Origin of the sequence: Paenibacillus etheri (assembly GCF_001012825.1) — a bacterium.
In the GTDB taxonomy this organism is placed as follows: Bacteria; Bacillota; Bacilli; order Paenibacillales; family Paenibacillaceae; genus Paenibacillus_AQ; species Paenibacillus_AQ etheri.
The window spans coordinates 14842-26807 of the sequence record NZ_LCZJ02000020.1 but is presented as its reverse complement, the minus strand read 5'-3'; the positions used below and the strand labels follow the sequence as shown (position 1 = coordinate 26807).

The 11966-nt window shown below is 43.7% G+C and carries 12 protein-coding genes and 1 pseudogene; all 13 read left to right on the top strand.

What is annotated here, in order from left to right:
- Window positions 1-16 precede the first annotated feature (16 nt).
- Window positions 17-892, top strand: a complete 876-nt coding sequence (gene aguB, locus UQ64_RS12625) for an N-carbamoylputrescine amidase (RefSeq protein WP_060623834.1) — start codon at window positions 17-19, stop codon at window positions 890-892.
- A 129-nt stretch (window positions 893-1021) separates the two neighbouring features.
- Window positions 1022-1283: pseudogene (locus UQ64_RS12620) on the top strand (ATP-binding cassette domain-containing protein); the annotation flags it as partial.
- 157 nt (window positions 1284-1440) lie between these two features.
- Window positions 1441-1887: a tellurite resistance TerB family protein gene (locus tag UQ64_RS12615; RefSeq protein ID WP_060623832.1), complete on the top strand. Its 447-nt coding sequence runs from the start codon at window positions 1441-1443 to the stop codon at window positions 1885-1887.
- A gap of 126 nt (window positions 1888-2013) precedes the next feature.
- Window positions 2014-2610, top strand: coding sequence for a TerD family protein (locus tag UQ64_RS12610; RefSeq protein ID WP_060623831.1), 597 nt, complete (start codon window positions 2014-2016; stop codon window positions 2608-2610).
- 29 nt (window positions 2611-2639) lie between these two features.
- Window positions 2640-3215 carry a TerD family protein gene (locus UQ64_RS12605; RefSeq protein WP_060623830.1) on the top strand — a complete coding sequence of 192 codons (576 nt, stop codon included), beginning with the start codon at window positions 2640-2642 and terminating at the stop codon, window positions 3213-3215.
- A gap of 52 nt (window positions 3216-3267) precedes the next feature.
- Window positions 3268-3849 carry a TerD family protein gene (locus UQ64_RS12600; RefSeq protein WP_060623829.1) on the top strand — a complete coding sequence of 194 codons (582 nt, stop codon included), beginning with the start codon at window positions 3268-3270 and terminating at the stop codon, window positions 3847-3849.
- 247 nt (window positions 3850-4096) lie between these two features.
- The gene (locus UQ64_RS12595) at window positions 4097-5389 is read left to right on the top strand and encodes a TerD family protein (protein ID WP_060623828.1); all 1293 of its coding nucleotides are present in this window, start codon (window positions 4097-4099) and stop codon (window positions 5387-5389) included.
- Window positions 5390-5415: 26 nt separating this feature from the next.
- On the top strand, window positions 5416-6156 hold the full coding sequence (locus UQ64_RS12590) for a TerC family protein (protein WP_042123539.1): 741 nt from the start codon (window positions 5416-5418) through the stop codon (window positions 6154-6156).
- 171 nt (window positions 6157-6327) lie between these two features.
- Entirely contained in the window at window positions 6328-7539 is a 1212-nt protein-coding gene (locus tag UQ64_RS12585; RefSeq protein ID WP_245237949.1) for an HpcH/HpaI aldolase/citrate lyase family protein, read from the top strand.
- Window positions 7484-8914, top strand: coding sequence for a phosphoribosyltransferase family protein (locus UQ64_RS12580; protein WP_082651110.1), 1431 nt, complete (start codon window positions 7484-7486; stop codon window positions 8912-8914). The genes UQ64_RS12585 and UQ64_RS12580 overlap by 56 nt, the downstream gene beginning before the upstream one ends.
- Complete coding sequence (locus UQ64_RS12575; RefSeq protein ID WP_060623827.1) at window positions 8911-10062, top strand: cysteine protease StiP family protein; 1152 nt, start codon at window positions 8911-8913, stop codon at window positions 10060-10062. Before UQ64_RS12580 ends, UQ64_RS12575 begins: the two co-directional genes overlap by 4 nt.
- On the top strand, window positions 10059-10892 hold the full coding sequence (locus tag UQ64_RS12570; RefSeq protein ID WP_060623826.1) for an HAD family hydrolase: 834 nt from the start codon (window positions 10059-10061) through the stop codon (window positions 10890-10892). The genes UQ64_RS12575 and UQ64_RS12570 overlap by 4 nt, the downstream gene beginning before the upstream one ends.
- Window positions 10889-11944, top strand: a complete 1056-nt coding sequence (locus UQ64_RS12565) for an ATP-grasp domain-containing protein (protein ID WP_060623825.1) — start codon at window positions 10889-10891, stop codon at window positions 11942-11944. Before UQ64_RS12570 ends, UQ64_RS12565 begins: the two co-directional genes overlap by 4 nt.
- Window positions 11945-11966 lie beyond the last annotated feature (22 nt).

Sequence of the window (11966 nt, the reverse complement as noted above, 5' to 3'; positions counted from 1 at the left end):
CAAGGAGGACAGATTCTTGAGAAATGTAAAAGTAGCTGCGACACAAATGAGCTGTTCCAGCAATATTGATGAGAATATCAGCAAAGCCGAAACATTGGTCAGAGAAGCGGCGGCACAGGGAGCACAAATTATTTTGCTGCAGGAGCTGTTTGAGACTCCATATTTCTGCCAGAAAGAGAAAGCTGATTATTACGCATATGCAACAGAGCTTGAGCATAACAAAGCGATTAATCATTTCACAGCAATAGCTAAGGAACTGCAAGTGGTGCTGCCGATCAGTTTTTATGAGAAAAAGAATTACGCACGTTATAACTCACTAGCTGTAATCGACGCCGATGGAACGATATTAGGCAAATACCGCAAGAGCCATATTCCGGATGGTCCAGGGTATGAAGAGAAATTCTACTTCAATCCGGGAGATACTGGCTTTAAAGTATGGAACACTCGCTATGCCAAGATTGGCGTAGGGATTTGCTGGGATCAATGGTACCCAGAAGCGGCTAGAGTGATGAGCCTGATGGGGGCAGAGATTCTCTTCTATCCAACAGCTATCGGATCAGAACCGCAGGATGGATCGATCGATTCCAAGGATCATTGGCAGACCTGTATGCTTGGACATGCAGCGGCTAACCTTATTCCAGTTGTTGCCTCTAACCGTATCGGTGAGGAGATTGATGAAGATTCTAGCATTAACTTCTACGGCTCTTCGTTTATTGCGGGACCGCAAGGTAATAAAATTATTGAAGCAGGCCGAGACGAGCAAACCGTGCTGGTGAGCGAATTTGATCTGGATGCTTTGGAAGTCGGACGGATCGAGTGGGGCGTCTTCCGTGATCGCCGGCCGGATCTGTACAAAATGATTGGTTCCTACGATGGGGACATCATTCTTTAATAGAGTTCACAGTAAATGTGCTAAAGGCATTGCAAGGGAGGGGAGAATCTCTGGCAGTGCCTTTTTTTGTGTTTCAACGAGAAATACGAAGGGTCTTCGAACAGAACTACGCATAAATATCAGGATACACGGCCCAAAATTATGCTTTTTGATGAACCTACCTCTGCGCTTGATCCAGAAATGGTTGGTGAAGTGCTGCGGTGATGAAGGATTTGGCCCGTGAGGGGATGACGATGATCGTTGTGACCCATGAAGTGGGCTTTGCGCGTGAGGTTGGGGATCGTGTGCTGTTCATGGAACAGGGCGAAATCGTGGAAGAAGGCAGTCCAGAGCAATTGTTCGGAAATCTGTGCAAGATCGGACACAATCTTTTCTATCAAAAGTACTGTAAAAGTCTGGAAAAGTAGAATATTGCTATTTTATCAGGTATATTAGAAGAGTAAACCGTGATTCAGGGATCTACTATGAAAATTCTGTCGGATACGTGGAGAGGAGGCTCTGGGATATCTTTTGTTATCATAATCTTGCAGTGATAGAAGGAGAAAACGATGAGCACATTTAAAAGCTGGTTGAACACAACTAAAAACGGACTAACAGAACAAGTAAAGAAATTTAAAAATAAAGATTTCATGAATGCGGTAGTTGCGGGCTGCGCCTTAGTTGCTGCTGCCGACGGTAAAATAGAAGAAGCTGAAAAGAATAAAATGGCTGGTTATATGAATATGAGCAATGAGCTTAAGGTATTTGACATGAGAGATGTCATTACCCAGTTCAACTTTTATGTAAGTAACTTTGAGTTCTCACCAGAAATTGGTAAGCAGGAGGCACTGAAGGCAATCGGTAAGTTTACCGGTAAACCAGATGTGGGACGCGTAATTGTAGGTGTATGCTCAGCTATTGGATCAGCTGATGGTGATTTTGATGACAATGAAAAAGCGGTTGTACGCCATATTTGCGGTGTCTTGGGGTTAAACCCTAGCGAGTTCAGTTTATAAACGATATAAAATCATATACATGATTTCGGATGAAACGTATTTAGTTCTTTAGCGTATCACTCATATAACATCCAAAAGCTAGACTAACAGATGGTGATTCTTTTAAGGGAATGGAGGTACGTAAAGTTGGCTGGAATTAATCTAGTAAAAGGTCAGAAGATTGACCTCACAAAAGGTAATGCAGGTTTATCTAACGTAATTGTAGGTTTAGGTTGGGATCCGGCTGAGCCGGCTCGAGGATTCTTCGGTGTGAAGAAACAGGCCAACGTGGACTGTGATGCTTCAGCGCTGATGCTGAACGAGAATGGTAAGCTAATTAAGAAAGGTAACCTGGTGTGCTTCCATAACAAGCAAAGTCCTTGTAACTCTGTTATTCACTCCGGAGACAATCTTACGGGTGATGGGGCCGGAGATGATGAGCAAATCATGGTCAACCTGAATGCCATTCCTTCTGATGTGCACAAGGTTCTGGTGGTTGTGAATATTTATGATGCCACGAACCGTAAACAGGATTTCGGACTGATCAAATCAGCTTATATCCGTGTGATGAATGCTGTAGGCAATAGTGAGCTGATCCGCTTCAATCTATCTGATAATTACAATGGCTATACAGCACTTATTTGTGGAGAGCTTTACCGGCAAGGTGGAGAATGGAAGTTCGCCGCAATTGGTGAGGGTAGCCACGCGGCACATATCAATCAACTGGCTGAACGCTACGTATAATCCAAATAAAAGAAAAGAGGAATGTTATCATGGCAATTAATCTATCTAAAGGTCAAAAGATCGATTTAACAAAGACAAATCCAGGTCTGTCCAAAATTACAGTGGGTCTTGGTTGGGACACTAATAAATATGATGGCGGTAAAGATTTCGATTTGGACGTTTCCGTATTTTTGACTAATGCGAACAGCAAAGTTGAAAAAGAAACCAACTTCATTTACTTCAATAATAGACAGAACGAGAACGCTTCTGTTGTTCATACAGGTGATAACCGTACGGGTGACGGTGATGGTGATGATGAGCAGATTCAAGTGGATCTTCTGAGTATCCCAGCGGATGTAGAAAAGGTAGCTTTTACTATTACAATTTATGAAGCTGAAGCAAGAAGCCAAAACTTCGGACAAGTTTCTCGTTCTTATGTGCGTATCGTAAATGATTCGAACAATGAAGAACTAATCCGCTTCGATTTGGGTGAAGACTTCTCTATTGAAACTGGTGTTGTTGTCGGTGAATTGTACCGTCATGGTGCAGAGTGGAAGTTCAATGCAATCGGTAGCGGCTACAAAGACGGTTTGAGCGGTTTGACTCGCGATTACGGCCTACAATAAATCTTGTAGTTACACAGTGAACTGAATCTACTCATGAAAGAAGGTTATGTCAGTGACGATCAGTCTTTCTAAAGGACAGCGGATTGATCTTACCAAGACTAATCCAGGTCTGACAAAGGTAGTAGTTGGATTGGGCTGGGACACTAACAAGTATAGTGGAGGTCAAGATTTTGACCTCGATGCTTCAGCGTTTCTGCTTCATGAAGACGGCAAAGCTAAAGGTGCAGATGATTTTGTATTCTATAACAACCCAAATGGTGGTGCAGGTTCTGTAGTCTACACGGGAGATAACCGTACAGGAGAAGGTGACGGAGATGACGAGCAAGTTATCGTTGATTTCAGCAAAGTCCCTACCCATATTCAGCGTATTGGTATAACCGTAACGATTTATGATTACGAAACTCGTGCACAGAACTTTGGACAAGTATCCAATGCTTTCGTACGAGTTGTGGATGCTTCCACAGATCGTGAAGTACTCCGTTTCGACCTGGGTGAGGATTTCTCAACAGAGACGGCAGTTGTATTCTGTGAATTCTACCGCAATGGTGCGGATTGGAAGTTCCAAGCAGTAGGTAGTGGTTTTGGCGGCGGCCTTAGCGCATTGTGTAAAAATTATGGACTGGACGCGCAATAGCATCTTCCGGGCGGGGTCATCACCGATCCTGCCCTTTTTTAAAATATAATAAAGTATAAGTTTCACACCATACTATATGTCTTATATTCCTCGCTTAAACGCTTACCGTTCTTATAAGGACGCTGAAGGCGTTTATACTTGATTGATTAAGGATTCCCTCACATATATTTCTCGCTTAAACGCTTGCCGTCCTTATAAGGACGCCGAAGGCGTTTATGCTTGCTCCATTTATAAAGGTGGTGTAAGAATGGGTATTACAGTTGTCAAAGGACAAAAGGTTGATCTAACGAAGGGTAATCCAGGACTTAATTCTCTTATCGTAGAGATTGGATGGCAATCGCCATCTTCACTAGAGATTGATACTTCTGCTTTTCTGCTTGGAGCGCAAGGTAAAGTAAGCAAAGATGAGGATTTGATATTTTATAATAATCCGTCTACACCTTATATCAGATACAAGGAAATGCCTACATCAAACAGCCTCAAGCAATTTGACGTGGAATTAAACAAAGTCCCTTCTGATGTGATGAAACTCGCGTTTACACTTACCATCTATGATGGCGAGAAGCGAGGTCAAAGTTTTAGGCAGGTAAATCAGGCCTATTTTCGGATTCTGAATCAAGTAACAGGTGCGGAGCTTCTCCGATGTGATCTTGAAAATCATTTCTCCGTGGAAACGGCTGTTGTGGTAGGAGAATTATATAGATATAGCAGTGAATGGAAATTCAGCGCCATTGCCGCGGGTTTTGCTGGTGGTCTACAGGAACTGTGTCGGAATTTCGGGATAGAAGCGAACGATGAACCGACACCGACGCCGACACCAGTACCTAAGCCTGCTGCTCCGCAGCCAGAGCTTAAACGTCAATCAGCGCCGATAGTGGAGCCTAAGATTCAGATTCCGCCTCCTCCTGCACCTTCACCTGTAACACCTCCTCCGGTCAATCTCAACTTGAAGAAGATCGAACTGAAGAAAAAAGGTGATTCGATCAACCTGAAGAAATCAGCCGGTGGTTTGGGCGAATTGCTGATTAATCTCAACTGGAATCAGAAGCAGGGTGGAGGCCTTTTTAATCGTAAGAATGGTGTGGATTTAGATCTTGCTTGTCTATATGAGCTGAAGAATGGCAGTAAGGGAGTAGTACAAGCGCTGGGCAATGCCTTTGGCTCGTTAAACCAACCTCCTTATGTCATGCTTGACGGAGATGATCGGACAGGCTCTGTATCAACCGGTGAGAATCTACGGATTAATGGCAGCAAAATTGCTGATATTGAACGGATTCTAATTTTTTCTTTTATTTATAAAGGCGTTACCAATTGGTCAGAAGCTGACGGTGTTGTCACGATTACCCAGAGTGGCGGCCCCGATATTATTGTCAATTTAGACGAGCATAACAACCGCAAAGGTATGTGTGCAATCGCGTTATTCCGGAATGTGAATAACGAGACCTTCAGTGTTGAACGGCTGGTCCAATACTACAGTGGTCATCGGGAGATTGATGAAGCTTATGGATGGGGACTGCGCTGGGTTGCTGGCAGTAAATAAACGATTTTTTCGGAGGCGCAAGTGTAATGGATTGGTTCGCTGATTTTTTCAGGAACATTAGTGAGAACTACGGTCATTTTTTCTCATGGAGCGATGTGGTAGGAACGCTCTCAGACCCGGTTAGCTGGGGAATTATTGGTAGCTTAGTTCTGCTAGAGGGGCTGCTCTCTGCAGATAATGCGCTTGTGCTCGCCGTCATGGTGAAGCATTTACCTAAAGAACAACAGAAGAAGGCGCTATTTTACGGAATTATAGGTGCTTATGTATTCAGATTTTTGGCTATCGGTCTCGGGACCTTTCTTATCAAATTCATGTTGGTTAAGGTTCTCGGTGCAGCCTATCTCTTTTATATCGCTTATGGCGGGTTATTTAAGGGCGGTGGCGATGAGAAGATCGAGAATAAGGGGTTCTCTTTTTGGAAGACAGTACTCCTTGTTGAATTAATGGATATTGCCTTTAGTATTGATAGTGTCATTGCTGCCTTTGGAGTCAGTAACCAGGTTTGGGTACTCTTTATGGGCGGAATCATAGGCGTTCTGATGATGCGGGGAGTAGCGCAATTATTCTTGAAGCTTATTGATAAAATCCCGGAACTCGAGCGTGCCGCTTTTGCGCTTATTGCTATTATTGCTGGTAAAATGCTCGCGGGCGCTTTTGGGTACGAAATGCCACATGTATTATTCTTTTCAATCATTATTCTTGTATTCGGTGGTACGATCCTTTACAGCGTACTGCGTAAGAAAAAAGAAGCCCATAGAAATGCTTGATTTCAAAGCTAGTTGAACACTGCTGCTTTCAGGTAATCGTATATGTTTATAGCGTAGGCCTTCACTTATATATGAGAGAACCAGATAAGGTATAGCTGGTTCTGCCACTCTCTATAGGAGAGGCCTACGCTTGTTTTGCTTGGCTTCGCAAAACTATAAGGGGGAACCATCTTGAGATACTTCGATTACCTGACGAAAGAACAAGAAATAGCCTTATTTTTTAATCCACCGATTTCATTCAACCATAATACTACGAGCAAGGATTTGCTGGCTCATGCTGTTGGTGCTGCCCTTTATATGCCAGCAACTCGTGCTAGTGTTCCTGAAGACATTTTGAAGCTTAAAAGTGCAGGGCTTGTAACCGTTATTATTGATCTGGAGGATGCGATCGGAGATAACGAGGTTGACCATGCAGAAGAGTCTCTCATTCAGCATCTTATTTTTCTCGCCGCATATGAGGAGAATGAGCCAAGCGGGAGTGATAGTCTTCCGCTTCTCTTCATTCGAGTTCGTAATCCAGAGCAGCTACGGCAGCTAATTTTTCGATTAGGATCTTTGGTTACGATGTTAACGGGTTTTGTTTTTCCTAAGTTTTCGGTCGACAACGGAATCCAATATTTTGAGGCGATTGCCGATTACAATAGAACGCGGAGCTACTCAGACCCTGTGCTGTATGGCATGCCAATTCTGGAAAGTGCGCCTATTATTTACCGAGAGAGCCGGGTAGAGAGTCTTTTATCTATTCGTAATTTGCTAGGGAACTATCGTGAATATGTGTTGAACGTTAGAATTGGGGCAACAGATTTCTCTAGTTTATTTGGATTGCGCCGTAGTCCTGATATTAGTATCTACGATCTTACCCCTATTCGAGATTGCATATCGGATATTATTAATATTTTTGGTAGAGTGGAAGAAGGGTATGTAATTTCCGGACCAGTCTGGGAATATTTTGCGAATAAAGGGCATCGGGTGCTCAGGCCACAGCTACGTCAGACTCCGTTTGAGGATACCTATGGTAAAAATGGCCGAGACATGCGAAATAGTTACATTTCTAGCAGCATGGATGGGCTTATTCGTGAAGTGATTTTAGATAAGGAAAATGGGATCTTGGGCAAGACGATTATACATCCCTCGCATCTCAGACCTGTTCAGGCCATGTATACGGTTATGCATGAGGAATATGTTGACGCCTGCAGTATCGTAGAGAGTAATGATGGTAGCCTTGGAGTCTTCAAGAGTCAATATTCTAATAAGATGAACGAAATCAAACCACATTTGAACTGGGCAAAACGTATTTTACTACGATCACAAGTATACGGGGTGTTACATGAACAACAGCATTTTGTCGGATTATTACCCGAGAACGAATTTACACACGTATAACATAGTCGAGAACCTGCAGGTCACGGTTACTGAAACATCTAATCCCTTTCATTTGCCTGTGGATACTTTATTCTCCATGGCAGCCCGAATCAATAAGAAACGTTCCTTTCTGTTTGTCAGCAAAGTGCTTGGCAAACATATCCCTGTTAATCCATACACCTCTCTGCTAAGTGGTGCTGCATTGGCGCTTCTGTTATATCAGGAGATGAACGGTAATTCTACGGATACTGGTAGGATGGAAGACTTACTGGATAAAGCTGTACACGGACTGATTCACCCTGAGTCTGCCAAGGAAGCCTATCAGCATTTGTTAGCCGCACGGTTAGTTCTTCCTAGGCCTGTTGTCTTTATTGGCTTTGCTGAGACTGCAACTGCACTGGGTCACAGTGTGTACAACATGTTTGCCGACGCAGCATCATATATTCATACTACTCGTGAACAAATCATTGATGTAGAGTCGATTGTTAGCTTTGAAGAGGAGCATTCACATGCGGTTGATCATCTCTGTTACGCCTTAAACGCTGAACTGTTATCAGGGACTGAGCCGATTATACTAGTGGATGATGAGATTACAACGGGGAATACAGCAATTAATACGATCCGTGATATTCAGTCTAAATTCCCTCGGGAGGAATACGTAGTCGTTTCTATTTTGGATTGGAGGAGCGGCAATAATCTTCTCACCTATAGCGAGTTAGAACAGGAACTGGGGATTCGGATTAAGTCCTTGTGTTTGCTTCAAGGAAGTATTGAAGTAAAAGGCACGCCTTTGCTAAATGCTAGGAATGACAAAGATTTGTTACCATCTTCAGTGGAATCCGAAGTGGTGACCACTTATGTGGTGGACGGTTTAGAACGTCTGCAGGCAACATCCGTAGATTCATATGGTGACACCAACTCGTCTCCTTATGTGAAATACAGCGGACGTTTCGGACTGGAATCGCTGAATAATGATGATCTTGATGTAGGCGTAACCCGGATAGCCGTACAGCTAAGAGAACTACGAGGGGTAGATTCTAGGACTCTAGTGATGGGTGTAGGGGAATTTATGTATCTTCCTATGCGGATAGCGGCTGAGATGGGGGAAGGCATTTCATATCAGTCCTCTACTCGCAGTCCAATCCACCCTGAGCGTCGACCAGATTACGGGGTGCATAGTGCTGCCGCATATCCTTCAGCTGGCGATCCGGAAGTTAAAAACTTTATCTATAATGTGGATCCTGATCAGTATGATGAAATATTTGTACTGATTGAGCGTGATGTACCGCATGAACGAATGAAACCCATGCTTGATATACTGAAGAAACTGGCCCGCCATAAAGTACATCTTATTGTACTGACCCCTGAAGGAAGAAGTGGAGGCCCCCAGCTATGAAGGGAACAAGTAATCATAAAGTCATGGACAAAAAAATTGCAGAACCGGTTCCGCTAGGTAGCTATCCACCGTCAGATGTTATGTTTCTGCTGAAGGATATTAGTGATGTTTCGCTAGAACTGGCGACGGAAGAAAGGGAGGAAGCTATTCAATCGGGTGTCCATTATTCTGAGATGCTGCCTGTTGAATATCAGCCTACCGAGCAGTATATTGACTTGTTTCATGAGACGCTACAGCAATCGGCTAAAAAGGTAGCTTTGGCTGTTGCGATTGTCTCTGAGATGATTGTCACAAGAAGAGGGCTAGGCTGTGTGCTTGTCTCTTTGGCTAGAGCAGGAACTCCCGTTGGGATATTGATTAAGCGTTATATAGCACAGAGATATGAAGTAGATCTACCGCATTATAGTATTTCTATTATTCGAGGAAAAGGTATAGATGAGAATGCGATACTCTACATTCTGCAGAATCATGGACTTGATGCTGATTTGCAGTTTGTTGATGGATGGACAGGAAAAGGGGCTATCCGTGGGGTGCTGATTGATTCATGCAACAGCCTCTATGAGAAGTATGGTATTCGCTTAAATGATGATCTTGCCGTTTTGGCTGACCCTGGTAACTGCGCAGGCACATTTGGGACTAGAGAAGACTATCTCATTCCTAGCGCCTGCTTAAACTCTACCGTGTCAGGGCTGATGAGCCGAACGGTGTTACACGCTGATCTCATTGGTCCTGAGGATTTTCATGGCTCAAAGTTTTATAGGGAGTGGCTGGATGCGGACGAGTCCAATGTATTTATTGATACCATTTGCCCGTATTTTCCTTCCGTAGTAGCAGAAGCGAAGAGCGTTTGCGAACAGATGCTGGAGCATACGCCAGATATCACTTGGCAGGGTCTTCGTGATATTCAGAGTATTCAGGAGACTTTCGGTATAGATAACATTAATCTGATAAAGCCGGGAGTCGGCGAAACAACCCGCGTATTATTGCGCAGAGTACCTTGGAAAATTCTTGTCGATACTATGGATAATCCGAATCTAAAGCATATTCTTCTCTTAGCGAAGGACCGGGGTGTTCCTGTTGAAATCTTTCCTGGAATGACGTACTCCTGTTGCGGAATAATTAAACCGCTGAAAGGGGAGACAGAATGATATATGCTAGTGATCTAGACCGTACTTTGATCTATTCTTTAGGTGCAATTGGTGTTCCTGAGAATACTCCGGGTCTAATTCCGGCGGAAATCATAGAGGGAAAGACAAGATCCTATATTTCGCAGCAAGCACTCAATCAGCTGCTGGATCTTATCACGCGGGTTATTTTTATCCCGGTTACTACGCGTACGATACAACAATATAAGCGTATTAATCTGTTTCAGGAAACGCTCATACCTGACTATGCGGTTACAAGCAATGGGGGAAATATTCTAATCGGTGGTGTTGTCGATAAGGAATGGAGAGAATCAATCGGTGGATTGGTAGCTCGTCACTCTGCTGGGGCTGAAGAGGTTAGATCATATATCAAGGCTATTGTACGAGAGGATTGGATCATTAGTGAGAATTATTGTGATGATCTATTCTATTCCTTTATGGTTTATCGGGATCAGTTACCTTTAGATGAAATCACCAATCTATCAGACCGGCTCTACAACCTCGGCTGGAGAGTTTCTTTACAAGGCCGCAAGCTGTACGCTGTGCCGGCAGCCGTAAACAAAAGCGACGCTATACTTCATTTGCGGCGCACCGTTCGCTCTGAACCTATGGTGGCCTCCGGGGATTCACTGCTAGATAAGAGTCTGCTTGAGAGTGCCGACTATGCTATTGCCCCTTGCCATGGCGAAATATTTGCAGAGCAGCAGAGTGGTCTTGTAAAATCAAGGTATCCGTTTACCAAAGAATCGGGTGTATTTGCTGGGGATGAGATTCTGCAGTATGTAAATATGATCTATAATAATCTAACTGCATTGGGAGTGGGGCCACTATGAAAAAGGTAAATATTTATTTCAATCGTTGGTTTTCCGTGGCTTACCATTATATGAATCTCCTCCGCAATAACGAGGATGGTATACCGGTTCAAATCTTTGCAACACACCCTGATATCCGCCATATGTCGCTGCAAGGTGCTGATTTTGCTGAGACCGAGCCGGCGCTGAAGGGGATAGAATATGTTCAGTTTTGCGTTGATTTCTGTCGGCGTAATGAGATTGATGTTTTTATTCCTCGGCTAAACATGCTTGATATTGCTTTACATGTGGCAATGTTTGATGCAATTGGTACGAAGGTTCTGGTCTGCAGAGATCTTGATCTGCTGGAGTCCATTATGGACAAAGGTAAATTTTACGAGAATGTAAGTGAGCAGGGCATCATGAGTATCCCCGATTATCATGTGGTTAGTACAGCGGAGCAATTTAAGGAGGCTTACGAGGACCTTGTTGCCAAGGGACATCGTGTCTGCTTTAAGCCTACTGAAACAGAAGGCGGGTTAGGCTTCCGCATTATCGACAATACCCGTGATCCTCTTCAGGAGCTTTTTGGGTATGTGACTCCATTGATTACGTTTGATGAGGCCTATCGTATTCTTGCAAGCAAAACGACTTTCCCTGATTTGATGATTATGGAATTGCTGGAAGGTTACGAGTATAGTATAGATTGTCTGGCAGATGAGAACGGTAAGCTGTTAGTGGCTGTGCCACGCCGTAAAGTGGGCGGTCGTCTGCGTTTGATGGAGCATATTCCGGAACTCGAGGAGATCGCTGCTAGAGTTGCAGAGGTTTATAAAATCCCCTTCAATTTCAATATTCAAATGAAATACAATGGAGATACGCCAAAGCTGTTGGAAATTAACCCACGAATGTCCGGTGGACTGCATATGTCATGTCTGTCAGGGATTAACTTTCCTTATTTAGCCGTCAAAAGCGCACTCGGTGGTGAGGTTCAGCCTATGAATTTTGAAGGAGATGTACTGGCCAGCCATCTGGAGCAACCGATGATTATGAAAATAAACGGTGAATCCGTCATTCCGGATGCCGTGAATTGAGCGTTCATAAAGTCGCTCACAA

Bases quoted from the DNA above. Each gene is read 5' to 3' on its own strand.
- UQ64_RS12615 (WP_060623832.1), top strand. From the start codon at position 1,441: ATGAGCACATTTAAAAGCTGGTTGAACACAACTAAAAACGGACTAACA.
- UQ64_RS12565 (WP_060623825.1), top strand. From the start codon at position 10,889: ATGAAAAAGGTAAATATTTATTTCAATCGTTGGTTTTCCGTGGCTTAC.
- UQ64_RS12570 (WP_060623826.1), top strand. From the start codon at position 10,059: ATGATATATGCTAGTGATCTAGACCGTACTTTGATCTATTCTTTAGGT.
- UQ64_RS12575 (WP_060623827.1), top strand. From the start codon at position 8,911: ATGAAGGGAACAAGTAATCATAAAGTCATGGACAAAAAAATTGCAGAA.
- UQ64_RS12580 (WP_082651110.1), top strand. From the start codon at position 7,484: ATGAACAACAGCATTTTGTCGGATTATTACCCGAGAACGAATTTACAC.
- UQ64_RS12605 (WP_060623830.1), top strand. From the start codon at position 2,640: ATGGCAATTAATCTATCTAAAGGTCAAAAGATCGATTTAACAAAGACA.
- UQ64_RS12595 (WP_060623828.1), top strand. From the start codon at position 4,097: ATGGGTATTACAGTTGTCAAAGGACAAAAGGTTGATCTAACGAAGGGT.
- UQ64_RS12590 (WP_042123539.1), top strand. From the start codon at position 5,416: ATGGATTGGTTCGCTGATTTTTTCAGGAACATTAGTGAGAACTACGGT.